At 42.1% G+C, this 24,280-nt stretch carries 23 protein-coding genes; 12 read left to right on the forward strand and 11 right to left on the reverse strand.

The genetic code is table 11. The annotated features are described in order from the left end of the window. Positions 1 to 138: 138 nt before the first annotated feature. Positions 139 to 264 carry a hypothetical protein gene (locus V7K40_RS28340; RefSeq protein WP_334965682.1) on the reverse strand — a complete coding sequence of 42 codons (126 nt, stop codon included), beginning with the start codon at positions 262 to 264 and terminating at the stop codon, positions 139 to 141. Between the two features lie 153 nt (positions 265 to 417). On the opposite strand from V7K40_RS28340, the gene uvrC reads away from it, so the two are divergent. Beyond that, the gene (gene uvrC / locus V7K40_RS28345; protein ID WP_334965684.1) at positions 418 to 2,295 is read left to right on the forward strand and encodes an excinuclease ABC subunit UvrC; all 1,878 of its coding nucleotides are present in this window, start codon (positions 418 to 420) and stop codon (positions 2,293 to 2,295) included. 827 nt (positions 2,296 to 3,122) lie between these two features. After that, on the forward strand, positions 3,123 to 3,305 hold the full coding sequence (locus V7K40_RS28350) for a replication restart DNA helicase PriA (RefSeq protein WP_334965686.1): 183 nt from the start codon (positions 3,123 to 3,125) through the stop codon (positions 3,303 to 3,305). Positions 3,306 to 3,382: 77 nt separating this feature from the next. On the opposite strand, the gene V7K40_RS28355 is transcribed toward V7K40_RS28350, so the two are convergent. From V7K40_RS28355 to lgt, 5 genes are all read right to left on the reverse strand, one after another. Continuing rightward, a complete protein-coding gene (locus tag V7K40_RS28355; protein WP_334965688.1) occupies positions 3,383 to 3,856 on the reverse strand; it encodes a hypothetical protein in 474 nt (157 codons plus the stop codon). Between the two features lie 797 nt (positions 3,857 to 4,653). Then, positions 4,654 to 5,793 carry a 23S rRNA (adenine(2503)-C(2))-methyltransferase RlmN gene (gene rlmN / locus V7K40_RS28360; RefSeq protein ID WP_334965690.1) on the reverse strand — a complete coding sequence of 380 codons (1,140 nt, stop codon included), beginning with the start codon at positions 5,791 to 5,793 and terminating at the stop codon, positions 4,654 to 4,656. Between the two features lie 79 nt (positions 5,794 to 5,872). Further along, positions 5,873 to 6,226 carry a phenylpyruvate tautomerase MIF-related protein gene (locus V7K40_RS28365; protein WP_298905176.1) on the reverse strand — a complete coding sequence of 118 codons (354 nt, stop codon included), beginning with the start codon at positions 6,224 to 6,226 and terminating at the stop codon, positions 5,873 to 5,875. Between the two features lie 529 nt (positions 6,227 to 6,755). Continuing rightward, a complete protein-coding gene (gene cobM / locus V7K40_RS28370) occupies positions 6,756 to 7,580 on the reverse strand; it encodes a precorrin-4 C(11)-methyltransferase (RefSeq protein WP_334965693.1) in 825 nt (274 codons plus the stop codon). Positions 7,581 to 7,851: 271 nt separating this feature from the next. Further along, complete coding sequence (gene lgt / locus V7K40_RS28375) at positions 7,852 to 8,727, reverse strand: prolipoprotein diacylglyceryl transferase (protein ID WP_334965695.1); 876 nt, start codon at positions 8,725 to 8,727, stop codon at positions 7,852 to 7,854. A 409-nt stretch (positions 8,728 to 9,136) separates the two neighbouring features. On the opposite strand from lgt, the gene coaD reads away from it, so the two are divergent. Both coaD and V7K40_RS28385 read left to right on the forward strand, forming a co-directional pair. Then, on the forward strand, positions 9,137 to 9,688 hold the full coding sequence (coaD, locus tag V7K40_RS28380; protein WP_273763736.1) for a pantetheine-phosphate adenylyltransferase: 552 nt from the start codon (positions 9,137 to 9,139) through the stop codon (positions 9,686 to 9,688). After that, positions 9,598 to 10,266, forward strand: a complete 669-nt coding sequence (locus V7K40_RS28385; protein ID WP_334965697.1) for a DivIVA domain-containing protein — start codon at positions 9,598 to 9,600, stop codon at positions 10,264 to 10,266. The genes coaD and V7K40_RS28385 overlap by 91 nt, the downstream gene beginning before the upstream one ends. A gap of 508 nt (positions 10,267 to 10,774) precedes the next feature. Here V7K40_RS28385 and V7K40_RS28390 read toward each other — a convergent pair. The 3 genes from V7K40_RS28390 to cysS all read right to left on the reverse strand — a co-directional run bounded on the left by V7K40_RS28390 (position 10,775) and on the right by cysS (position 15,363). Further along, a complete protein-coding gene (locus tag V7K40_RS28390) occupies positions 10,775 to 12,121 on the reverse strand; it encodes a TldD/PmbA family protein (protein WP_334965699.1) in 1,347 nt (448 codons plus the stop codon). Between the two features lie 177 nt (positions 12,122 to 12,298). Beyond that, entirely contained in the window at positions 12,299 to 13,738 is a 1,440-nt protein-coding gene (locus V7K40_RS28395; RefSeq protein ID WP_334965701.1) for a TldD/PmbA family protein, read from the reverse strand. Positions 13,739 to 13,833: 95 nt separating this feature from the next. Then, complete coding sequence (gene cysS, locus V7K40_RS28400; RefSeq protein ID WP_334965703.1) at positions 13,834 to 15,363, reverse strand: cysteine--tRNA ligase; 1,530 nt, start codon at positions 15,361 to 15,363, stop codon at positions 13,834 to 13,836. Between the two features lie 136 nt (positions 15,364 to 15,499). On the opposite strand from cysS, the gene V7K40_RS28405 reads away from it, so the two are divergent. The 5 genes from V7K40_RS28405 to V7K40_RS28425 all read left to right on the forward strand — a co-directional run bounded on the left by V7K40_RS28405 (position 15,500) and on the right by V7K40_RS28425 (position 20,210). Then, the gene (locus V7K40_RS28405; protein ID WP_334965705.1) at positions 15,500 to 16,615 is read left to right on the forward strand and encodes a GTP-binding protein; all 1,116 of its coding nucleotides are present in this window, start codon (positions 15,500 to 15,502) and stop codon (positions 16,613 to 16,615) included. A gap of 179 nt (positions 16,616 to 16,794) precedes the next feature. Beyond that, entirely contained in the window at positions 16,795 to 17,247 is a 453-nt protein-coding gene (gene dtd, locus V7K40_RS28410) for a D-aminoacyl-tRNA deacylase (RefSeq protein ID WP_334965707.1), read from the forward strand. 104 nt (positions 17,248 to 17,351) lie between these two features. Then, positions 17,352 to 17,693 carry a photosystem II reaction center protein Psb28 gene (gene psb28, locus V7K40_RS28415; protein WP_273763746.1) on the forward strand — a complete coding sequence of 114 codons (342 nt, stop codon included), beginning with the start codon at positions 17,352 to 17,354 and terminating at the stop codon, positions 17,691 to 17,693. Positions 17,694 to 17,800: 107 nt separating this feature from the next. Next, on the forward strand, positions 17,801 to 18,313 hold the full coding sequence (locus tag V7K40_RS28420) for a MogA/MoaB family molybdenum cofactor biosynthesis protein (RefSeq protein ID WP_334965709.1): 513 nt from the start codon (positions 17,801 to 17,803) through the stop codon (positions 18,311 to 18,313). Positions 18,314 to 18,452: 139 nt separating this feature from the next. Beyond that, positions 18,453 to 20,210 carry a diguanylate cyclase gene (locus tag V7K40_RS28425; protein ID WP_334965711.1) on the forward strand — a complete coding sequence of 586 codons (1,758 nt, stop codon included), beginning with the start codon at positions 18,453 to 18,455 and terminating at the stop codon, positions 20,208 to 20,210. A 165-nt stretch (positions 20,211 to 20,375) separates the two neighbouring features. On the opposite strand, the gene mraY is transcribed toward V7K40_RS28425, so the two are convergent. Continuing rightward, positions 20,376 to 21,479: a phospho-N-acetylmuramoyl-pentapeptide-transferase gene (gene mraY, locus V7K40_RS28430; protein WP_334965713.1), complete on the reverse strand. Its 1,104-nt coding sequence runs from the start codon at positions 21,477 to 21,479 to the stop codon at positions 20,376 to 20,378. Positions 21,480 to 21,559: 80 nt separating this feature from the next. Continuing rightward, positions 21,560 to 21,796, reverse strand: coding sequence for a DUF3134 domain-containing protein (locus V7K40_RS28435; protein ID WP_273763753.1), 237 nt, complete (start codon positions 21,794 to 21,796; stop codon positions 21,560 to 21,562). Positions 21,797 to 22,038: 242 nt separating this feature from the next. Between V7K40_RS28435 and V7K40_RS28440 the strand changes: the two genes are divergently transcribed. The 3 genes from V7K40_RS28440 to V7K40_RS28450 all read left to right on the forward strand — a co-directional run bounded on the left by V7K40_RS28440 (position 22,039) and on the right by V7K40_RS28450 (position 24,279). After that, positions 22,039 to 22,623: a PAP/fibrillin family protein gene (locus tag V7K40_RS28440; protein ID WP_334965715.1), complete on the forward strand. Its 585-nt coding sequence runs from the start codon at positions 22,039 to 22,041 to the stop codon at positions 22,621 to 22,623. Positions 22,624 to 22,941: 318 nt separating this feature from the next. Continuing rightward, positions 22,942 to 23,157, forward strand: coding sequence for a photosystem I reaction center subunit IV (locus tag V7K40_RS28445; protein WP_334965717.1), 216 nt, complete (start codon positions 22,942 to 22,944; stop codon positions 23,155 to 23,157). 246 nt (positions 23,158 to 23,403) lie between these two features. Beyond that, a complete protein-coding gene (locus tag V7K40_RS28450; RefSeq protein ID WP_334965719.1) occupies positions 23,404 to 24,279 on the forward strand; it encodes a DNA-formamidopyrimidine glycosylase in 876 nt (291 codons plus the stop codon). The last annotated feature ends 1 nt before the right edge of the window (position 24,280 follow it).

Below are 24,280 nucleotides of genomic sequence, written 5' to 3' on the forward strand. Positions count from 1 at the left end.
TTCAAGTATTTGAACCACATCTGTCGTAGGGGCGTAAGGCCTTGCGCCCCTACCGCGTGGTCTATTTACCTGAAAATAGATGTAAGCCCCAATTTTTGTTAATTGAGATGGTAGAGACCATGCTGTACTATAGCAGTCCTAAATCATTTGTAAAAATAAATTAACCGCAGAGGCACAGAGGAGGGCAGTTGCATGGGCGGGTTTCCCGACTTGAGCAAACTGCCCGTAGCGCAGAGAGACGAATCGGAAATTTTCACGACTCATTTAGGATTGCTATAGGTTAGAAACCGAGTCTCAGACTTCTCTATGTGCCGCCTAAAAGCCTACCTAGTTTATATTTACTTGATAATTACTCTGTTAAATCGGCACGAAAAAATAATTTTTCTTAAAATAGAGAAAGATTACCTAATTTTGGTTGTGGCAATATCTACTCAAATACTAGCACTGGTTAAAGAGCCAGAAAGATTGGAAAACCGTCTAGCCGAAATTCCACCGGAACCGGGGGTTTATTTCATGCGGGACAAAAGCGATCGCATTATATATATAGGTAAATCGCGTAAGTTGCGATCGCGTGTCCGTTCCTATTTCCGGGATGGCTACAACAAAAGTGAACGCATCGCCACGATGGTCAAGTTGGTGACAGAAATTGAATTCATCGTCACTGATACTGAAGCCGAAGCGCTAGCGCTAGAAGCCAACTTGATCAAGCAGCACCAGCCATACTTTAATGTGCTGCTCAAAGATGATAAAAAATATCCCTATCTCTGCATCACTTGGTCAGAAGATTATCCGCGAATTTTTATTACCCGTAAACGCCAATTCGGCAAAGAAAAGGATAAATTTTACGGTCCTTATACTGACGCTGGTTTATTGCGAGAAATTCTCCGCCTATGCAAGCGCATCTTCCCACAGCGACAACGACCTCAACCACTTTTCAAAGATCGTCCTTGCTTGAATTATGATTTAGGACGTTGTCCTGGTGTGTGTCAACAGATGATGCCACCAGAAGAATATCGCAAAATTGTGCAAAAAATAGCGATGGTCTTCCAAGGGCGAACTCAGGAACTAATTGATATTTTGACTCAACAGATGAACGCAGCATCGGAAAACTTGAATTTTGAGTCAGCAGCACGGATTCGTGACCAAATTTCTGGGTTAAAGTCGCTGACAGCCAATCAAAAAGTTTCCTTACCAGATGATACAGTTTCACGGGATGCGATCGCACTGGCAGCCAACGAAGAATACGCCTGCATTCAACTATTCCAGATTCGCGCTGGGCAATTAGTAGGACGTTTAGCCTTTGTGGCGGATGCTCACGCAGAACCAGGAGCTATCTTACAACGAGCTTTAGAGGAACATTACCAAACTGCTGACTCAGTGGAAATACCCATAGAGATTTTGGTGCAGCATGAGTTACCAGATAGCGAGATATTGGCGGATGTCTTAACTCAACGCAAGGGGAAAAAAGTCACAATCTTGACTCCTTTGCGGCAAACTAAGGCAGAATTAATTGAAATGGTAGAGCGAAATGCCCAGTATGAATTGCAAAGAATGCAGAAATTTGGCGATCGCAATCACCAAGCAATGCAAGATTTAGCCGCCATTCTTGATTTACCAGATGTACCCCACCGCATCGAGGGTTATGACATTTCTCACATTCAAGGGTCAAATGCTGTAGCTTCGCAAGTCGTGTTTATCGACGGATTACCCGCTAAACAGCATTATCGCCACTACAAAATTAAAAATCCCACGGTGACGGCGGGACATTCAGATGATTTCGCTAGTCTTGCTGAAGTTATTCAACGGCGGTTTCGCAAGTATGGCGACGATCCACAGTTGTCACGTTTGGGTAATCCAGATTGGCCTGATTTAATCATGATCGATGGTGGTAAAGGTCAGTTATCATCAGTTGTTGCTATTTTGCAAGAGATGAATTTATTAGAAGACTTACGAGTTGTGAGTTTAGCAAAGCAGCGAGAAGAGATTTTTTTACCAGGAGAATCTAAACCTTTAACAACTGATGCAGAACAACCAGGGGTGCAGTTGTTGCGGCGGTTGCGAGATGAAGCGCATCGGTTTGCAGTCAGTTTCCATCGTCAGCAGCGCAGTGATAAATTGAAGCGATCGCGTTTAGATGAAATTCCTGGCTTAGGACATCATCGACAAAAGCAGCTACTAGGGCATTTTCGCTCAGTTGATTATATTCGGCAAGCAACAACCCCACAACTCGCTGAGGTTCCTGGAATTGGGCCGCGTTTGGCTCAAGAAATTTACGATTATTTTCATCCCACTTGAGGAGAGTAGTACAGCGGGCGCGTAAATCTAGCTACCATCTCAATTAACAAAACTTGGGGCAAAATCCCCTTGTGATTACCATATTTTTGTAACAGTCAAAGTATGGTGTTCATATCACTCGACATCCCGCCGGCTGATAGCCGAAGTCCACTCAATGCAATATTAGCCTTGGAATAGAATTTCAAGGCTAATATTGCAATGAAGCCCTTATCGTCGGATGTGGGTAACAATAAGAGTTTAAGATAAGCGGCAAAATCCCCTTGTTAAAGGTAGGTAAACTGACGCCACAGTATAGTAGTTCCACTCTCACAGATGATTCAGTTAAAGTTGTCTGGGAGAATTTAAACTGTGTAGAAACCGTAAATTTACGGTCTCTCATAAGTGAGACAGTTTTGATGAAATTATCTCACCAAAACTTAATCTCATAAATCTTGGCAGCAAATATTAACTAAATCTTAAGATGAAAATTTTGTTACTAAGTATACAGTATTTTCTTGGCTTTAATTTTTGAATACAAGAACGGCTTTTTTTGTATTCGTCTGAAATGACTATAAAGAAGGCTTTCTCAAGGGATTCGTCATAGGGATCAGTAAATCACTAAGCAGTATTTAATTAAAAAACAAATTATGTATCTAAAGTAGGAGGGTAATATCACTTAAATTCTAGGATAATATACAGAGATATCTAAAATTTTTCAAACTTTAAATTTTGTTTCAAATAATCAGCCAATATTAAGGTCGTTTGTTAAGTTGGGTCAAACCAAAATTTTTGCTACTTTAACTGGCAGTTTTCTCAAATAAAAAATAATTACAACCAGGGGTTTTAAAATGCAGACAGTACAAAAGATTTACTGCCCAAATTGTGGCTGCCAACAAGCAGAACGTTATTATATTTTTGATAGTCAATTAACTCGCACACAATGCCCTAGTTGTGACTACTTAATGATTACTTGCACTCGCACTGGCAAAGTCATTGAAGCTTATGCGCCAGGAATTTATGCACATCGCTAGATAATAAAAATTAAAAATTGGAGAATGTTTTCTCTAATTTTTAACAATAAAATTACTGATCAGAAATTTTGAACACTTCACAGCTTATTCTTCTGTTGTCTGAATTGTTGCTGTAGTCTCTGTTCTTGTAATCTAAATTCTTGCTGTTGTCTAATTTGTTGATCTTGTCTAAGTTGTTGCTGTTGTATTCTCAGTTGTTGCTGTTGTGTAAAATCTTGCTGTTGTAGTCTTGTTTCTTCCTGTTGTAGTCTCAGTTGTTGCTGGCGTATCAATTCTTGCTGTTGTCGTGTAAATTCTTGCTGTTGTATTATCTGTTGTTGTTGTTGTAGTCGTGGATCTTGAAGGTTTTGCCGTAGCCATGTTTCCTTAAACTGCTGTTGTGTTTGCTGATTTCGCTCCTCTTGTTGTTGTCTCATTCTTTCTTGAAAAGACTCGGTTTGTTGAGGATTCGTCTGAATTACTTGTGCAGATGCAGCAGAATTCATCGATAAAGCTTTTGCAAGCACAATCAATAGTAGCCATGCTTTAACCATTAATAAGCGATTCAACATACAATTATTTCCTCAATTGTTATAGGTTGGGTTGAGCGATCACTAAACCCTTAAAATGTCAACATAATTCACAATTACCCTATACATAAATGCAGGGGCTTGAAATAGCTAACTAAAGCTAATGCTTTATTCACCGTTATGGGCTTGCGCGATTCCTTCGGCATCTCCAGTCCATAACATTCTTTAAATATCAGTGCATTGAGAATAGCTTCCTAAATCAAGGTTATATCCAGTGCATTATCTTGGTTTTGCATAAAAATATCCTTTTTTAGATATTCATCTTAATTAAATTATACATTTAAATTTTTTACATGGTTTGCCGGATTTCCGTAATCCACCTAGCTGCGGCAGGTAACTAAAAAAAAGGATTTCAGGCGGTTTTACACTATAGATAAATAGAGATAATTTCTCAGGTTCAGGACTAGCCCTTTCAAGGGGAGCATTCCAATGAAGGCTACTTTAACTCTCTTCCCTCACCCCCAGCCCCTCTCTCACGTTTGGGAGAGGGGAGAAATTCCTCTTCTCCCAAGCTTGGGATTCGGGGTTAGGGGATGAGGGCTATCAAGGTTTTTGCACATTTGGGATGCTCCCTTTCAAGGTGAGTAAAATTTTTGGATAAGAATTTTTCTGATCTCTGTGTTCTCTGCGTCTGGAGTAGTTCCATAAATTACTTTTTAACCACAGAGGCACAGAGAACACAGAGAGTAAAGTAGAGATTTTATCGCCAGAATTAAGATTTTATGACTTACCTTAAAAGGGCTAATCCTAATTTATTCATAAAATTGACTGCAAGAGGTTTAATTTTTACTTGCTCTGAGTTGTCCACAAGCAGCATCGGCTTCTAAACCACGGGAATAACGGACGGTAACGGCAATATTTTGCTGCTTAAGGACGTTGACAAATGCTTGAATGCGATCGCGGTTGGGGCGTTTATAGTCTACTTCTTGAATAGGGTTATAAGGAATCAAATTTACATGACTTTGGAATCCTCGCAGGCGTTTCGCCAGTTCTAATGCATGTTCTGGTAAATCGTTGACACCAGAAAGGAGAACATATTCAAAGGTAACGCGGCGTCCAGTGATTTCTACATATTCTCGACATTCAGCTAGCAAATCTTCTAGAGGATAGGCGCGGGCGCTGGGGATGAGTTTTTCCCGCAGTGCTTGGTTAGGTGCGTGGAGACTCACAGCCAGAGTAATTTGCAAATTGTTTTGCGCGAACTGACGGATGCGATCGCGAATACCAACAGTTGAAACTGTAAGTGATCGCTGCCCAATACCAACATCTTGATTCAGGCATTTCAGCGCTGCTAGGACATTCTCAGTATTCAACAACGGTTCACCTAATCCCATAAACACCACATTGCTAACCCGAGGCAGCGCGTTGCGGGGGTTCCCCCCGTTGTAGCCACTGCCGTGTTGCTGAAAATCTTCTTGCACAGTCAACACCTGATCGACAATTTCGTGGCGTGTTAGGTTGCGTTTGTAGCCTCCCTTACCAGTAGCGCAAAAATCACACGCCATTGGGCAACCCACCTGAGTAGAAACACAAACTGTCAGCCGAGATTTTGGGCCTTCTCCCCTTTCTCCCAAGGTAGGGATGCCAACAGTTTCAATAATTTGACCGTCTGTTAATCGTAAAAGATATTTGACTGTGCCATCGGGTGCCACAGAGCGGTAATGTAAAATTGAGCGCCCAATTGGGATTTCTGCTACTTCTTTGCGCCATTGCTTGGGAAAGACAGAAATATCAGCTAGCGATCGCGCCCCCTTGTCATAGATCCATTCATGCAGTTGCTTTCCTCTGTAAGCAGGTTGTCCCTGCTGCTGCACCCAAGTGCTTAACTCTGCAAGAGAAGCACCTAGAAGGGGAGGGATTAATTCTGATTTTTCTGGGTTGTGTAAGTCAACCTGAGATACAAGAGGCGTAGCAGACATAAAAAAATCACGAATTGATGTAGGATCTCTATCCTACACCTGCCAGTTCAAGTTAATCTTGACCAAAAAAGACGGGGAATTAACCAAAGGTTGTGCCATTCCAGCCCCACATTGCCCCCTTGGCGTCTGCAAACTCGATGTAAATGCGATTTTTAGGCACATTTAGAGTTTGGTTAATCTGCTGGCAAAAGTCCTGACTCATTGCTGCGGTTTGGTCTGGCTTCATCGTGCCAACACTCTTAATTTCAATGTAACAAACCGGGTCTGTATTCCCTGCAAAGGTCATGGGGATTCCCGGTTCAAAAGCAGTCATTACATAGGATTCTGGTTTTCCCAAATGTTTCGCTAACTTGGCTGATAGGTTTAAAAGCATTGACTCAATTTCAGCTTTTTGAGGAGCAGATGCAGAAGTTTGCACTTTAATTAATGGCATAGTACCGAATTGGAAATTTTGATTTTATTCACATTGTTAAGTTTATCGAAACGCAGAAGTACAGAGTATAAAGATTAGGGAGATGGGGAGTGGGAAAGCAGGGGGATGAGGGAGAGTTAAAAGTTGAGGGACTTCCAAATAAAAAAATATTCCAAAACTGACGCAAAAATCCTCTTTATTTCTCCTCTCTGTGTTCTCTGCGTCTCTGTGGTTCGTTTATTTGGATAATTTATTTCTTGCAAATCCCTAACCCTCTTCCATCACTCTCACCAGAGCATAAAACAATAATCCTTGCTGGACAAGACTTTCAGCCAAAATAGATGATTTTAGCTATAATGTTAGAAAATAAAGCTCCAAACCCAGTTCCTGTCTTTTGTTTGAAAGTTGGCTAAAATTTTTCTTTGACCAGAGTGATGGAAGAGCGCTAAAGCATTGGTTCAAAGACTCATTCATCCACCTCAAAGACTCGTTCATCCACCTCAAAGACTCCTTCCCCATACCCAATGCCCCATGCCCAATGCCCTAGCATTTAGTGATGAGATGAGCGAAATAGATGACTATGTTCGGGATGATATAAACGCGATCGCCCTGTTGCTGTCGAGAGTGCTGGACTGATGATATAAAGTGTAGTGCGAATTAGTTTTTCTTTATGAGTGCAGTCTGCCATTTGATTAAGGGGGACAACCCTGATTTTTTCATCGGGCCATCCAATGCGAAAGCAAATTGCAATCGGGGTTTCGGCTGGGTAATGTTCGAGTAGTTTAGCTTGAGCATTTTCGACGTGACGCGCACTGAGATATAAGCAGAGGCTAGCCTGATGTGCTGCAAGAGTGGCTAATTCTTCAGCGACGGGGACTTCTGTACGTCCGCTAATGCGTGTCAAAATGATGGTTTGGACTAAACCAGGGACAGTCAACTCTACTTTAAGTTTGGCAGCAGCGGCTTGAAAGGCGCTGATACCTGGGATGACTTCAAAAGGAATATTTGCCTCTGCTAGGAGGTGCATTTGCTCGTGGATGGCGCTGTAAAGACTAGGATCGCCAGAATGAAGACGGACTACAGATTTGTGCTGCGATCGCACCCGATCAATCATAATCGGCAAAATCTCTTCTAAAGTTTGATTTGCAGTCCTAATTATCTCCGCATCTTTTCGGCAAAGTTCTAAAATCTCTTCGGGTACTAAAGAATCAGCAAATAAAATCACATCAGCAACAGCTAATAGTCTTTGCGCCTTCACCGTTAATAAATCCGGATCTCCAGGGCCTGCTCCGACAATGTACACAGATGGTTCTATGGCATATAGTGTTTTTTTATAGCTTAGGTTTTCTGTATATTCACTTTTAGAAGAACACACGGCAATCCCTCAAAAAACTTTTTTGGTATTTTCTCAGTATCTTTCCGGATTCACCCTCTTTGCCTAGTAGAGAGTAATGGTAGATGCACCCTGGTTAAGCCCTAGAGAATACTCTGGGGCATTTTTTATTTTTTGGGCATTGAGTACTTGTACTGAGCGAACGCGAGTGCGTCTCTAAGAGTTGCCGTAAAGCCTGCGGCATAGCTACGCTTAGGGCGCAGCCTTTCCAAGAGTTGTATTGGGCATTAGTTATTCTTTCTCCCCTGCTTCCTCATCTTCCACTCTCGCCATTTCCCTTAGGAGTAGGAACTACATCGGGTAAAGGGCGTTTGAGTAAGTAAAGCCAAGCTAATCCAACTAATCCCAATAAAATTCCTAGACTACTGACGACTTGTGCCATTTTTAACGGCCCCAGCATTAAGCTATCAGTGCGAAAACCTTCGATCCACAAGCGTCCTAAGCTATAGGCTGGCCAGTAAACTAGAAACAGCGTGCCTACTTTCAGGCGTGGCTTACCGGATAAAGACCGGAAAAACAAGGTTATTAATAGCGTAAACACCATTAAATCCCACAGAGATTCGTACAGGAAGGTGGGATGAAAGTAATCGAAACTAGCATACTCTAGAGGACGATGGTCTGGTGGAATATACAGCTTCCAAGGTAAATCAGTAGGATCGCCAAAAGCCTCAGAATTAAAGAAATTGCCCCAACGTCCGATCGCCTGCCCTAAAATCAGCGAAGGCGCTACTAAATCTGCTAGTTGCCAAAAAGAAACCTGCTTAATTTTGGCAAAGATTAACGCAGCCAAAACGCCACCAAGAATTGCTCCATGAATGGCAATACCTCCTTCCCAGATCGCAAAGATTTTTCCTGGAGTCGGGGCATATTTTGACCACTCAAAGAAAACGTAATATAGCCGTGCGCCAGGAATTGCCCCAATCAACAACCAAAAAAACAAATCGCCTAGCAACTCCGGATTAACATTACGGCGCTTTGCCAAATCCTGGGAAAGGATGACGCCAATTAACACTGCTGTGGCAATCAATAAGCCATACCACCGGATAGCTAATGGCCCTATTTTCACCAGAATCGGTCCTGGAGAAGTAAATTGAAACGCCAAGGGCAAGATGGAAAAATCCAGTGCCATGAAAAATTACCTAGAAAAGTTCGTTAACTACCCGCGCACTTTGCTAAGTACGGAGTTTCTTACGTCTCGAATACTGGAACTACACTTAAATCCTCCACAACATTATGGGGACGTAGGTAAAAATCCAGCATCCATATTTAGGAGTTTATAGCGGTTTTCGTTTGCATGAAATACGTTGTTCAACCTCACCCCCAACCCCTCTCCTTAGCAAACTCCAGGGGTGAGGTTGCGACTATATTGCACCGAAGTGAGAACCGCTATAGTTCCTAACGCCTAGTTGAGCATAACTTGTGCCACTAAAACAATTGAGTTTAGCATTCTTACTCAGAGCGCAAGATGGTAAATTTGAGTAAGTTACACAAAAGAGTTTCGATATAATCACCTAAACAACTTTGATATATCTAAAATTGTGATTGCTATTTATCCTGGTAGCTTCGACCCCATCACCTTGGGACACCTTGACCTCATCCAGCGCGGTAGTCGGCTGTTTGAGCGCGTGATTGTCGCTGTACTACGGAACCCCAACAAAATGCCACTTTTTAGCGTGCAGCAAAGGCTAGATCAGATCAGTCTTTCTACACAACATCTACCTAATGTAGAAGTAGACAGCTTCGACGGTCTTACCGTCAACTATGCTCAAATGCGACAAGCACAAGTTTTACTCCGAGGTTTACGGGCTGTGTCTGATTTTGAAGTGGAACTACAAATGGCTCACACGAATAAAACTCTTTCTACCCAAATAGAAACAGTTTTTCTCGCAACCTCAAATGAGTATAGTTTTTTAAGTAGTAGTGTGGTAAAAGAGATTGCAAGGTTTGGTGGCTCTATCGATCATCTCGTTCCCCCACACATTGCCCTAGATATATACCAATGCTACAATCACAACTCTCCAATGTTGAACCCAATCTCAACGGAAGCAATCCCCCCCCTGAAGAGTATCTCAGTGGAGAGGGAAGCATAGATATTCAGCAGGAACTCAACCGCCTAGAGGAAATGGTTCTCTCTAGTCTCAGGATTCCGCTGACGGGACGCACTCTCATAGATGAAGAAAAGCTGCTGGATCAGCTTGATTACATCCGGCTTGCTTTACCATCACTTTTTCAAAAAGCAGCAGCCATCCTCGACCAAAAGGATGAAATTCTGCTAGAAGCGGAAGAGTATGGACAGCAGGTAGTTGAGTCCGCGCAAGCAAAAAGAGCGCAAATTTTAGCTGAAAGCGATATTATTCAACAGGCAGAACAAGAAGCTGAACAACTGCGGCGACAAGTGCAACAAGAGTGTGAAGCAATAATGCAAGAAACTCTCGCCGAAATTGACCGCAAGCGATATGCTTGTCAGCAAGAGTTAGAGCAAATGCGACAAACTGCGATCGCTCAGGCTCAAGAAATTGAAGATGGTGCTGATGCATATGCCGATGGCATTTTAGGCAATATCGAGCAGGATCTCAAAGATATGTTGCGAATTGTCACCAACGGACGGCAACAATTGCAAATTGATAACCTCACCCAGCGTAATTCACCTCCTGGCAAGAAAAAATAGAGGTTATAACTAGAGATGAGAAAAAATTATCGATTGGGTTAAGCAATAGCGAAACCCAACAATTTTTATGAAGGAAGAACTTTAAGAAAATTTAATTAAACCTCGTCCATTTTGAAACCTGGAGTTTTTAAGCAGAGTATATTATTTGGTCGTGGCTTGAGTTCTGAGCTTTACCCTAATTCCAACAAACTATGGTTTTCAAGGTAGACGCGGTTTAATAATATTTGTATTGAAAGAGGAGAATATTAGGTACTGATTAATGAGAAAACTACCTAATTCTAATCCTCAATATGCTTCACTGCGATCGCTATTGGTTAATTAGCTTTTGCATCGCTTAGTAGTTAGAATCTGTCATGGAAATGTTACCGTGTAAAAATTTGTAAATGATTTGCGTAGTTCCTGAACCTAAGACAGAATACTGAGATGATGGATTTAATATTAGGAACTATAAAGGGAGCGATAGAGCCTATTTCTATCTGTTGGCTTTTGATTGCTTGTCAACGCATAATTACAAGGTATATGTAAAATCTTCCACCAGCATACCGGGAACTAAACTACCTCCAAGTTGACGACTTTCATAAGTTCCTACTTCGGGAATAAACTCCTGAAAATTGGTCAAATCTATGAGGTTTTTTCCCCAAAAGCGATAGAGACTTTCATCAAAACGTAAGTTTTCAATGGGGGCAATAATTTCTCCGTTTTCTACCCAAAAACAAGCATAACGGGTCATACCTGTAATTCTACCAGTTTGGCGATCGCTCCAATTCAAGTAATGCAAATTAGATACATATAATCCTGTATTTAAACTAGGAAAAATCTGCTCAAATACCAAATTTCCCGGACTCACTTCTGGTGCTCGTAAAGTCTCTGAAACATTAGCACCGTTGGCAATTTTTTGATATTCCTTAGCCGTTCGAGAATTCACTAGAGTATTTACTAAATATCCTTTTTCTATTACAGGTAACTCCGGTGCTGCAACTTCTCCTAATTCATTAAATCGTGGTACTAATCCTCGCTGAAAGTTTTCTTTCAAACTAAATGCAGTCGAAAGTTGTTTTTCTTGACGCCATAGAGCAGCTAAAGCACTGTTTCCTTGCTGAATATCAGCTTCACTCACAGACCCCCAAGAAAGCATCATTAATAAATCTCCAACAGCAGCAGGTGCAAAATAAGTTTTGTACTGTCCCGGTGGTAATTCTTTAGCTGGGCGAGAAAGCAATTCTAGTTGCTTTTTGGCTTCGCTGATTTTGGCTATATAAGCAGATGCATCCCAATTACTCCCTGCAAATGTCCCCTTAACTGCTTGTCCAGATGTAGAGAACAGAGAATAATCTAAGGTAAAAGAATCAGTAGCAAACCAGTGTTTCTGACCACTGGAATCACCATAAGCTTTAATTACTATTCCCCCTGCATACATTCCAGTAAAATCCAATTCTGTAACTAGTTCTAGCACAGTTGGTACTACTGCTTCTGCTACCAATAAATTACCAGAATGTATTTCTCGGCTAGTATTAGTTCCTGATGGTAAAACTAGATATGGATCGATAGGTAATAGAATAAGTTCGTCACGTAGTTCTTGCAAAGCAGTATATGCTAACTGCCAATCTACATCCCAATTTCCAGTAAAGGGAAACTGTCGAACACTGCTGCGCTGGTCTGCCATCAAAGTTAGTTCGATCCAACCATCAGCAACACAACCAGTTTGTCGTACTTTCGCATGATTGAAACGAGTAAATTGACTTCTTTCACTGCTTAGTCTCACAGTGAATTGTTCATTTTCTGCTTTTTTGTTCAAGAGATTTCCAATCAGTTGATTAAAGCTAACTTCTAACGCAGATAATTCCTCAATTTTCATAGATATTAAATATTAATAGGTAATAGTGAGAGAGAGAAAGTTAGGAGTGATGAGTTATGAATTATAAATTAAAAATTGAAGAATTTTTTAATTCAAAACTTTTAACTTTTAACTCCTAACTCCTGTACAGACACGATTAATCGCGTCTCTACTCCTAACTCCTAATTTTGCACTCTTTTAACTTCCTCCACCAAAAACTTCGACATTAGCAAATACACAAACAGGTGAACCGTGTCCTACCCAAATGGCCTGATTTGGTTCTCCTTTACCACAATAAGGAGTACCATACATTTGCCAGTTGTCAGCATTTCCTACTTGGATTAAGCTGTGCCAAAACTCTGGTGTTGTGGCGCGATAGTTAGGATTGCGGAGGGTTTTGGTGAGTTTACCGTTTTCAATTAATTTAGCGTACTCGCAACCAAATTGAAATTTGTAGCGGCGATCATCAATTGACCAAGAGCGGTTAGATTCCATGTAAACGCCATGTTCTATCTCAGCAATAATGTCTTCAAAGCTAGTGTTTAAAGGCTCTAAATTCAAGTTTGCCATGCGATCGATCGCTGGTCGATTCCATGAGGAAGCACGGGCACAGGCAACTCCTGGTACACCTGTTCTTGCTTGACTCTCCAGACTGCCTAAACCCCGTTGGAGTACACCTTCTTTTACCAAATACTCCCGCGTTGCTACAGCACCCGTATCATCAAAGCCATAGCTAGCAAATTCACCAGCCACGGTAGGATCAAAGGTAATATTCATCAGTGGCGAACCATATACTAGGTTGCCAAAATCACTTTTATTAACGAAGCTGCCTCCAGCATAGTTACGCTCATCTCCCAAAATTCGGTCAATTTCTAGGGGATGCCCGACACTTTCATGGATTTGCAGCATCATTTGGTCTGGGGCTAAAACTAAATTGGTACGGGTGGTTGGGCATTCTTCTGCTGTCAAGAGTTCTACTGCTTGTTCGCCAATTTGCCGCACCCGATGCCATAAGTCTTCTTGTTTTAAAAGCTCTAGTCCACCTTGGTAACAGTTTGATTGTGAGCCGTTGTTGCTGCGCTGCTGTACAACCGCTCCATCTTGGGCGGTGGCTCCGTAATTAGTGCCTATAGATAGTATTTTTTGATAGACTTCTGAGCCGTTGCTGCTAATAAACCAAGATTCTCTCTCAGTGGTGCTGGCACTGGCTATGGTTTGTACAATTTTGTCGTCAACTTTCAGCGTTTGGCAAATGCGAACCAGTAAATCGTTGATTTCTCCCGGACTCAGAGCATCCAATGGCTCAAGAAATGGAGATTTATATTCACCAACGACTTTAGGGCGCTCACTTTCACGGAAGGGATGTATCCACCATTCACTGGCTGCTAGTGCCTGTTTATAGGCTGTTTGAGCAGCGGCTTGTAGGGAAGATAGTTCCAGAGAGTTAGTAGCTGCATAACCCAGACAGCCATTAACTAAAACTTCCAGCATAGCTCCTACAGTGAAGGATTTGCCGTTTATCTGGGGTAAGGCGTCACGGACTAAACGGGTAGTAGAAGTCTCCTTTACGGCTCTAATACCGATCCAATCAGCGGGAATGTCGAAACTAGCGATCGCTTTTTTAAGTTCAGACCACATAATTTAAGGAATTGGGAATTGGAAATTGGAAATTGGGCATTGGGAATTGGGCATTGGGAAGAATTCAATTCCTAGTCCCCAGTTCCCAGTACCCTTTAATTCCGGTGCCAGCGCGTGCCATCACGGCTATCAATTAGCGTAATACCTTCTGCTTGGAGTTGGTCACGAATGCGATCGCTTTCGGCAAAATTCTTGGCTTGACGTGCTTGTTGCCTTTGCTGAATTCGCGCTTCTATTTCCGCATCGCTTAAACCATCATTCACAGGCGTTTCAACTTCTGGGTTAGCTTCTAAACCCAACACTCCAGCCAATGTCACAAGTGTTTGCCATTCCTGAAGTAATTCATCTGCTGGTTGGTTTGTTTTCCCTTCATGTATCAGGATATTTCCTTGACCAATTAGATCCTTAGCCACGAAAAATAGCCATGCTAATCCACCAGGGAAATTAAAGTCTTTGTTGAGAGCTTCGCAAAAACCTTCAGCGCTGGGGTGGAGATTGGAAGTCATTTTCGTATCCGATGGCCAACCAACTTGTTCAGCGTGTCCCTCAAAGAGTTCACTGTTGGGATGGAGAATGGGATTATTTACTGTATCCAATGGCCAACCCAGTTCTTTACCATATTTATAGCCAAACAATAATCCTTCTTTAAGGGTGTGCCAACCGTTGGTTGCTGCGGTGATCGCTTCATCGCTAAAATCAATTGGTGTACGATATTGAGCAGTCAGTACAAACAACCGCACTGCCATCGGATCAACTCCTCGATCCAGCAATTCTCGAATAGTGATAAAGTTGCCCAAAGATTTAGACATTTTTTCACCATCTACTGTCACCATGCCGTTATGCAACCAGTAACGTGTTAGGGGTTTTCCTGTCACAACCTCAGATTGGGCAATTTCATTTTCGTGGTGGGGAAAAATTAAGTCAGTACCACCAGCATGAATATCTATCGTATCACCCAAGCGATCGCGCACCATTGCCGAGCATTCTATATGCCACCCGGGACGACCTGCGCCCCAAGGTGATTCCCAAGCAGGTTCTCCCGGTTTTGCTGCTTTCCATAAAACAAAATCAAAGGGGTCTTTCTTTTTCTGGTATTCTGGATCATCGACGTTGACGCGATCGCTTTTCCCGGCTTGCATATCTTCTAACTTGCGTCCAGAAAGCTTGCCATACTCAGCAAACTCTCGTACTGGATAATACACATCACCGTCAGCAGGGTAAGCAAAACCCTTATTTTCCAACTCATGAATTAACCGCAAAATGCCATTGATTGTGTGGGTAGCACGGGGATACTCATCAGCTTCTTTAATCCCTAACCGCGCCATATCCTCAAAATATGCTTTGATAAAGCGATCGGCTACAGCTTCCATTGATGAATGTTCAACACAGGCTCGATTCAGAATCTTGTCATCAATATCAGTAAAATTTTGGATATATCGGACTTCATAGCCGATAAACTGGAGGTATCGGCGGATTACATCCCAAACAATGCAAGCTCTCGCATGACCCAAATGGCAGTAGTCGTACACCGTCACGCCGCAGTAATACATCTTAACCTTGCCTGATTCGACTGTTTCAAACGGTTCTTGACGACGGGTGAGAGTATTGTAAAGGGTTAGGGTCATAACAGAGTAATGCTGAAATAAGAAGATACGTAATAATAGGGTAAGGCAGCTGGGATGACAGTCCAGCATCCCTATGTTAGTGTTTTCTGGACTATCTGCGCTACATTACTACTTTTGACTATTTGATAACAGCGCTATGCAATCAGCAGTTACACCCGATTCTTCCGCAATGGATACGCCCAAACAAGGAATGCCAGTAACAATTATTACGGGGTTTCTCGGTAGTGGCAAGACGACTTTACTTAATCATATCCTCAACAACCAACAGGGTTTGAAAACCGCTGTTTTAGTGAATGAATTTGGCGAAATTGGCATCGACAACGAGCTAATTGTTTCCACTGGTGAGAACATGGTGGAGCTAAATAATGGTTGTATCTGCTGCACTATTAATAATGATTTGGTAGATGCAGTTTACAAAGTTTTAGAACGCCAAGAAAATCTAGATTATCTAGTAGTGGAAACAACTGGATTGGCAGATCCGCTACCAGTAGCTTTAACATTTCTTGGTACAGAATTGCGGGATTTAACCCGCTTGGATTCGATTATTACCGTAGTAGACGCGGCGAATTACAGCCTAGATTTATTTAACTCTGAGGCGGCATACAGCCAGATTGCCTATGGCGATGTAATTGTGCTGAACAAGACTGATTTGGTTGATGAAGCCACTTTGAATGAGTTAGAAAGAAAAATTAACGAAGTTAAGGAAGGAGCGAGAATTATCCGCTCCACGCGATCGCAAGTGCCACTTCCTCTAATTCTGAGTGTTGGTCTATTTGAGTCTGATAAATATTTTGACACAGTGGTGGATGATCACGACCATCACGACCATGATCATCACGCTCATGATGATCATGACCACTCAACATGCGGTCATGACCATCACGATCATCACCATGACCATCACGAGCATCACCATCATTCTGACCATTTAGAAAATGATGGTTTTACTTCCATATCTTTCCAAAGTGACAAGCCTTTTTCTATTAGGAAGTTTCAGTATTTCTTAGATAACCAGCTACCCTCAAATATCTTCCGAGCAAAGGGGATTATGTGGTTTGATGAAAGTCCGAAGCGTCATATTTTCCACCTTTGTGGTAAACGCTTTACCTTAGATGATGATGAATGGCAAGGTAAATTGAAAAACCAGCTAGTGCTGATTGGTCAAAATTTGGATCGTGAGGCTTTAATTACTCAACTCGAAAACTGTATTTGTCTACCTTCAACCTCTCGCGGTAAAGGCTTTGGAAAATAAAAGTTAGGAGTGAGGAGTTAAGAGTTTAATCCTCGTACTCGTTCCCAGGTGGAACCTGGGAATGCATTTTTAATGGCTCCGCCATCGATTTTGAGCAATGAAAATGAGAGAATAGCGTAGGCGTAGCCCGTCGTAGACATTGCTCTAAAATTGAAACGTTGATCAACGTCTAGATTAAAATGCGCGTTGTTATCCAGCGAGTTAAATCATCTCAAGTTACAGTTAACGGTGAAATTGTCGGCAAAATTGAGCGGGGGCTAAATTTACTCGTAGGTATATCCAATACCGATACTGATGCTGAAATCGACTGGATGGTGCGTAAGTGCTTGGAATTGCGGCTGTTTCCTGACCAGGAAGGAGACGACCATTGGCAAAAATCTGTACAAGAAATTAACGGCGATTTATTAGTAGTCAGTCAGTTTACCCTTTACGGGGACTGTCGCAAAGGCCGCCGTCCTTCTTTTGACCGTTCAGCCGCTCCCCAACCAGCAGAAGATTTGTATAATCGTTTTGTTACCAAGTTAAGAGCTAGCGGTTTGCAGGTGGAAACAGGTCAATTTGGTGCAATGATGCAAGTTACAATTGAAAACGATGGCCCCGTAACTTTGTTACTTGAAAAATCAGCGGTTTAAGTATATACACCAAAAAGAGGAATAACAGTAGCCTCTAGACTGTCGTGTTCTAATTGATGAGAGAATATTAAATTAACCATCACAAAAGTTTAAATTCACTCATCATGGCGAAAATCCAGTTTTCTAAAGGTCTTGACGAAGAAGTAACTCCAGAGGTGCGCCTGACGCGATCGCGCAGTGGCGAAAGTGGTACAGCGACGTTTATTTTTACCAATCCGAAGATTTTAGATCAAAATAGCACCGAAGACATTACCGGAATGTACTTGATTGACGAAGAAGGGGAGATAATTACCCGTGAAGTTAAGGGTAAGTTTGTCAACGGAAAACCGGAAGCATTAGAAGCAGTTTACGTGATGAAATCTGCCCAAGAATGGGATCGCTTTATGCGCTTCATGGAACGGTATGCTGAAGAAAACGATCTCGGACTTAGCAAAGCTGAAAAATAAGACATAGGGCATAGGGCATTGGGCATTGGGCATAGGTAATTTTTTCATGTCCAATGCGCCATTTTCTGTGCCCAATTGCCCATTATCAAAAGTTAAAAGTTTAACCTATGACACAACAACCCCATCCAGATTTGCTTGGAATTATGGTAACTTGTGCTGTGGTTACTGTCAGCGATACACGCACTTTAGAAACAGACAAAAGTGGCCAGCTAATTCAGCAGTTACTCCTTGATGCTAACCATGCTGTAGGAGCCTACACAATTATCAAAGATGAACCAACACAAATTCAAGGGCAGATAGAAAGTCTGGCTAAAAGCTCAAATTTGGATGCTGTAATTTTCAATGGTGGTACAGGTATTGCACCAAGAGATACCACCTACGATGCCATTGAGAAATTACTAGAGAAAACCTTACCAGGATTTGGTGAGTTATTTCGTTTTTTAAGTTATCAAGAAATTGGTTCGCGGGCGATCGCTTCTCGCGCTGTTGCTGGTGTTTTTCAAGATAAATTAATCTTCTCGCTTCCTGGTTCTAGTAATGCTGTACGCCTGGCAATGGAAAAACTGATTGTGCCCGAACTCACTCACTTGGTAAATCAGGTTTGTAAGGGGGTGAAATGAGCAGGCTTTCAGAAAGTTACCTATGATAACTCTTTTTGTAAAACAAATACATCAACCCCTTACTTATTCCTTTTGTTCTTACATATGGAGCCAACCAGAATTACACTAAAAGGAATGACAGCTTCATATCAGGTTAATAATGCAGCCTTTTTACTGGAATTGCGTAATTGCTCATGGCATCACTGCATTTTCATACTTTGGTATCCCTACAGTAATAGGGTTTTTCTTTGCCAAAACTAAGGCAACTATCCCATCTAAATTTTGGTTAGCCTTTTTATTATCAGGTGGATTCGTACTATTTTGCGGATTTCATCACCTTTTGGCGGTCTTTGAGCCACATCAAGCAGTGTCTTTACTGCACTTAGGTGTACTTGATCTAATGGCGTTTATTTCCTTGTTTGCCTTACTTTACCTGATGCCAACCGCTTATCAAATTGTAGAGGCGATCGCCAGATATCAAGAAGATACCCGCGAACTTCAATGCAGGCAGCAGATACAACAGCTATTTCTAGATCAGGGCCCGTTTGGAGCCTATATCAAAGATGAGCAATCTAGAGTTCTTTACTACAACCAGGAGCTACAGTCTAGATTTTCGCTAGATCCACAAGAATGGATGGGGAAAAGAAATAGTGAATTCTTCCCAGATCCAGAAGAGGGGCGGGAGATAATGGAAAACGATCAAATCGTTTTAAAAACTCTACGCCCCTTGAAGCTGATTGAAGAGGTAAAGATGGCTGGTAATGATCAGCCGTGCTACTGGCTATCGTTTAAGTTTCCATTTAGCGATTATGCAACGGGCGCTTGGCGCATCGGTGGGATCAGTATCGATATTACAGAATCTATAAAATCACAGCAATTGCTCACTGACCTAAATCAGCTGCTGGAAAAGAAAACACTGAAATTAGAGGTAAAAAAACGGGAACTTATATATCTTTTAGATATGGCGGATATCCTTTATTCCTGCGAGTCTGAAAATGAAGTCTATCAAGTGGTCGCTTTAGCCTGTGAGAGGCTGTTTCCTAATATGAGTGGTTGTATCAATATAATTGCTGATTCCAAAAATTATGTTCAGATGAATAGTACTTGGGGAGGCAAAATAAGCAGTAAAGAAGTATTTTCACTATCAGATTGTTGGGCATTGCGGAGAGGAAAATTAAACCTTTTATCACCTTCACTTGGTAATGGAAGACTGATATGTAACCACTTAATATCGCCTGTTAGCGGCGCACATTTATGTGTTCCATTATATGGACAAAGCGAAGTAATTGGCATTTTACACGTCCATGCCCTTGAAGAAATCAGCCCAGAATCTCAGCAACTTGCTGAGATTATTGCTAGAATTTTAGGCTTTGCACTGAGTAATCTATTGATAAAACAACGTCTAACCTATGATAACTTGCGGGATGGGATGACCCAACTATTCAAGCAAAGCTATATGCAAACCATAACGGAACAGAGGCTAGCGGAAGCTGATCGATCAGGACAACCTCTTAGTGTTATTTTCCTTGATATCGATAACTTCAAATCTTACAACTCGCGCTATGGACATGTGACTGCCAACATTGTTCTCCAGGAATTAGCAAAGCTGCTGTTAAAATCTATTCGCTCCTTTGACATTGCTTGCAGATGGGGTGGTGAAGAATTTGTGATTGTGATGCCTAATATGACGCTGGAAACGCTCAGGATGCGAGTAGAACAACTAAGGGTAGATATTGAACAAATGCAATTGAAGGACGGCAATCAGATCCTCGAAAGCATCACCGCTTCTTTTGGAATAGCTGTATCAGAACCAGGGATTACGGTTAAGGATTTTCTAAATCGGGCAAATCAAGCGATGCTTGAGGCAAAGCGAACTGGAAAGAATCGGGTTATGGAGTATGTAAATACCTGTAATTAATAATTCATAACACCATAAACAGTGAAATAGGTAGCCCTTCAGTTGGCATCAACTGTCAGACTTTCCAGCATAGAAATCAGAAACTCATAAATTTCCCGTATAAAAAAACAACTCCCTGAAGATGTGGGAGTTGTCATTTTGTATTCGAGCAGTTTTTCAAACGATTCAGAATGGAGCGATCGCCAAGCAGATAGCAGCCAATATAGCAGCGATGACATAAAATACTCCAACCACTTGCAATTCTGACCAGCCAGTCAGTTCTAAATGATGGTGTAGGGGTGCCATTTTGAAAAGGCGCTTGCCTTTGCCATCAGGGCCCTTAGTGGCTTTGTAATAACTTACCTGTGCCATCACAGAAAGAGTTTCTACGAAGAAGATACCACTGAGAATGAACAGAGCTACTAAGGTGTTTGTCAATAGCCCTACAGCAGCTAAAGCTCCTCCCAGTGCTAAAGAACCAGTATCTCCCATGAAAACGCGGGCTGGGTTACGATTATGGGCTAAGAAACCTAAACACCCACCACTTAAAGCAGCACAGAAAACCATCAACCCAGGTGCTGTAGGTGCAATCAGGGCACCTAATGCCAAAAGTGCGATCGCTACTGTTCCTGCCGCCAAGCCATCAATACCATCTGTTAAATTAGTCGCATTACTTTCTGCAACTAACACAAAACCTGCTAAAGGCCAAAATAGGAATCCTAAGGGTAGTGTGAAGCTCACCCAAGGCAAAGCAATATTTGTAATATTAGAAGGTTGATTAAACATCAGCCATAGACAAAACACTGCGGCAAAACTCACCTGCAAAGCCAGTTTAAATTGGGGAGATATACCTTTATTTGACTTCCGGCGCAGAATTTGCCAGTCATCAAGCCAGCCAATCAATCCATAGCTAACTGTCAATGCCGAAACTGCAAGCACGTCTTTAGCAAAGTTAGACAATATGCAAGCAATTATCACACCTACAGGTATAAAAAATATACCGCCCATTGTTGGGGTGCCTGCCTTTTTTAGATGGGCTTGGGGCCCATCTTCGCGAATTATTTGTCCAGTTTTGAGGGCTTGAAGCAGGGGTATTACCCAATAGCCCACGGCACCTGAACCCAGCGCACACAATAGTAGTGGCAAGGTCAACGACATACTTTGCCAGGGTAGCCGATTGGCCATTGAATCCAAGCAAAATGCTGTTGTACCTAGCCCTATGGCTAATAAAGAGGCTAAAGCGATTCCAGAAATATTTAATCCTTGCTCAGGAGATAATTTAGCGTCCACAGAAGTTTCCCTTCACTCCACACTTAATAAAGCTAAATATCAGGAACTAGGGATACTACCAAGTCCCTAGCCTGAAAAGGCTAATCCTCGGCGATTCCTATATTGTCATCATCATCAAGGTCGTAGCCAATTCCATCTTCTACACCCATTAGGGAGTCTATTTCTTCTTCGTCATCTTGAAAATCCGGTTCGTGAACGTCACGCGTTATGATCCGACCATTGGTTTGCAACCAGTCCAACAAAGAGGACTCTTGCTTTAAGGGGATGACATCGGCTCGTTGGTTACGGGGGTCTTCACGTAATGGAGAGTTCAACATATCGAGGAGGACAAGAAAAGGTATACGTAAGTTGACATTTAGAGTCTATCACTTGACACGGATTAATTTAGTTATCTTTTCAACCCTTTAGTTGAGAAATCCGCATTCCGATAGAAATTTTTTATTTAATAGGCATATGGCTTAGGTCAAGCGATTATTAGTAACTTTTATGGCTCTACACATAGGTCATGAATATCTTGTTTATGCTGATGGAAACTGAGTGATTTTAGAGGTGACAGGCGATGATGGCAAAAGCGGCTCTTATAGATGCGATCGCACTTACTGATCGCGGTTTATTGGCGACCCAAGCACAGAAACAGACTATCCTAGCTGCGATCGCCAATTTAGAAGACTTTAATCCTACACCCCGTCCGGTGGAAGCTAGTAATTTGCTAGATGGCAATTGGCGATTACTATACACCACTAGCAAGGCTCTTTTAAACTTAGATCGTTTTCCTTTTTGCAAACTGGGTCAAATCTATCAGTGTATCCGGGTAGATACTGCCAGCGTTTACAACATAGCTGAGATTTCTGGCTTACCTTATTTGTCAGGATTAGTCAGCGTAGCTGCTAAATTTGAGCCAGTTTCAGAGCGGCGTGTCCAAGTGAAATTTGAGCGGTCTATTATCGGCTTACAACGTTTAATAGAATACAATTCTCCGGTAACTTTTATCCAACAAATTGAAGCAGGTAGAAAATTTCCGGCGATTGATGTTGCAATAAAAAGTGATCAACAGCAAGGCTGGTTAGATATCACTTATATAGATAACGATCTGCGGATCGGCAGAGGTAACGAGGGCAGCGTGTTCGTATTGAGTAAAACATAAGTTTGTGCAAAGATCCTGTTGCGAACGAAGGTACGCTATAATGTGTACCTTGTCAAGTAGGATATAATACCATTTCAAATTTGGGATGTGCCAGGGGAGTGAAAGCGGGGAAGCAGTTCTTGCTGGGAGCAGAGAGGAAAGAGGTAATTTTAATTCTCACCTTGCATACCCCCTGCCCTTCTGCCTCTTGTCCCCCATGCCCAATGCCCAATTCAGACAAATAACTTAACAAAGACTCTTGCTGCGACCTTCAGGTTGTAGAGTGAAATCAATTAGCCCTCTAGATTGGCGTATTGATAACTAAAAGGGAAAATAATCATGGTTCAACGTGGTTCTAAAGTACGTATTCTCCGCCCTGAATCCTACTGGTTTCAGGATCTAGGAATTGTGGCTTCCATAGATCAAAGCGGCATCAAATACCCTGTAATTGTCCGCTTTGACAAGGTAAATTACTCTGGTATCAATACCAACAATTTTGCCCAAGATGAATTAGTGGAGGTTGAAGCACCAAAGGCTAAACCGGCGAAAAAATAAGCAGCAAAGCTACAAGGGGGTTGTTTGATGCGATGATGAAGGGAAGTCTGAAGTATGAAGTCTGAAACTTTCAGTTCATTCATCCTTGATCCTAGCCTACCCTAATCTACGAGAAGCCGCCCTGCGGATATTTACGGTTTCTATTTGGTAGTACGGCAAGTCACTTTCAAGTGTCTAAAATACTACCTGATATCTTACTTATTGACCCCCCCAAGTACATCAAAATTGCTTGCTTAATCAGTTTGAATGCCTGAACTGCCTGAAGTTGAAACAGTCCGAAGGGGTCTAAATCAATTGACCCTCAACCAAGAAATCACGGGGGGAGATGTATTGCTCGATCGCACCATCGCCTACCCGTTTTCTATTGGTGAGTTTGTTGATGGAATTAAAAAGAATGCCATCACTACTTGGCATCGTCGTGGTAAATATCTCCTCGCCGAACTCGCTCCCTCATCCTCCTCTTCCCCTTCCTCAAGCAGTTGGCTAGGGGTTCATCTGCGAATGACTGGTCAACTACTATGGCTGCATCGAGATGAACCATTACATAAGCACACGCGGGTGAGATTATTCTTTGGGGAGCAGCAGGAATTGCGTTTTGTTGATCAGCGTACCTTCGGTAAAATTTGGTGGGTTCCGCCTAGTGTTGCTGTAGAAAGTATTATGACTGGTTTAGCAAAACTGGCAGCAGACCCGTTTTCGCCCGAATTTACTGTCGAATATCTAGCTCTCAAACTTAAAAACCGCCGCCGTCCGATTAAAACTGTGCTACTGGATCAATCGGTGGTGGCGGGATTAGGTAACATTTATGCCGATGAAGCATTGTTTAAGAGTGGAATTTTACCTGAAACCTTGTCTATAGATTTGCAGCTAAAGCAAATTGAGCGTTTACGAACAGCCATAATTCAAGTTTTAGAAACCAGTATTGAAGCTGGTGGTACGACTTTTAGTAATTTCTTAAGTGTTAAGGGTGTCAACGGTAACTATGGTGGTGTTGCCTGGGTTTATAACCGCGCTGGAGAACCCTGTCGAGTTTGTGGCACACCAATTCAACGGATTAGGCTAGCTGGGCGTTCTAGTCATTTTTGCCTACAGTGTCAAACACTACGGGGAGTTAGAAGTTAAG

It is taken from the genome of Nostoc sp. (genome assembly GCF_036917195.1).
Taxonomy (GTDB): domain Bacteria; phylum Cyanobacteriota; class Cyanobacteriia; order Cyanobacteriales; family Nostocaceae; genus Nostoc.

Coding starts and splice junctions, on each gene's coding strand:
- V7K40_RS28340 (WP_334965682.1), bottom strand. CDS start 264: ATGAGTCGTGAAAATTTCCGATTCGTCTCTCTGCGCTACGGGCAGTTT.
- V7K40_RS28350 (WP_334965686.1), top strand. CDS start 3,123: ATGCAGACAGTACAAAAGATTTACTGCCCAAATTGTGGCTGCCAACAA.
- V7K40_RS28355 (WP_334965688.1), bottom strand. CDS start 3,856: ATGTTGAATCGCTTATTAATGGTTAAAGCATGGCTACTATTGATTGTG.
- rlmN (WP_334965690.1), bottom strand. CDS start 5,793: ATGTCTGCTACGCCTCTTGTATCTCAGGTTGACTTACACAACCCAGAA.
- V7K40_RS28365 (WP_298905176.1), bottom strand. CDS start 6,226: ATGCCATTAATTAAAGTGCAAACTTCTGCATCTGCTCCTCAAAAAGCT.
- lgt (WP_334965695.1), bottom strand. CDS start 8,727: ATGGCACTGGATTTTTCCATCTTGCCCTTGGCGTTTCAATTTACTTCT.
- V7K40_RS28385 (WP_334965697.1), top strand. CDS start 9,598: ATGCTACAATCACAACTCTCCAATGTTGAACCCAATCTCAACGGAAGC.
- V7K40_RS28390 (WP_334965699.1), bottom strand. CDS start 12,121: ATGAAAATTGAGGAATTATCTGCGTTAGAAGTTAGCTTTAATCAACTG.
- V7K40_RS28395 (WP_334965701.1), bottom strand. CDS start 13,738: ATGTGGTCTGAACTTAAAAAAGCGATCGCTAGTTTCGACATTCCCGCT.
- cysS (WP_334965703.1), bottom strand. CDS start 15,363: ATGACCCTAACCCTTTACAATACTCTCACCCGTCGTCAAGAACCGTTT.
- V7K40_RS28405 (WP_334965705.1), top strand. CDS start 15,500: ATGCAATCAGCAGTTACACCCGATTCTTCCGCAATGGATACGCCCAAA.
- dtd (WP_334965707.1), top strand. CDS start 16,795: ATGCGCGTTGTTATCCAGCGAGTTAAATCATCTCAAGTTACAGTTAAC.
- psb28 (WP_273763746.1), top strand. CDS start 17,352: ATGGCGAAAATCCAGTTTTCTAAAGGTCTTGACGAAGAAGTAACTCCA.
- V7K40_RS28420 (WP_334965709.1), top strand. CDS start 17,801: ATGACACAACAACCCCATCCAGATTTGCTTGGAATTATGGTAACTTGT.
- V7K40_RS28425 (WP_334965711.1), top strand. CDS start 18,453: ATGCAGCCTTTTTACTGGAATTGCGTAATTGCTCATGGCATCACTGCA.
- V7K40_RS28435 (WP_273763753.1), bottom strand. CDS start 21,796: ATGTTGAACTCTCCATTACGTGAAGACCCCCGTAACCAACGAGCCGAT.
- V7K40_RS28440 (WP_334965715.1), top strand. CDS start 22,039: ATGATGGCAAAAGCGGCTCTTATAGATGCGATCGCACTTACTGATCGC.
- V7K40_RS28445 (WP_334965717.1), top strand. CDS start 22,942: ATGGTTCAACGTGGTTCTAAAGTACGTATTCTCCGCCCTGAATCCTAC.
- V7K40_RS28450 (WP_334965719.1), top strand. CDS start 23,404: ATGCCTGAACTGCCTGAAGTTGAAACAGTCCGAAGGGGTCTAAATCAA.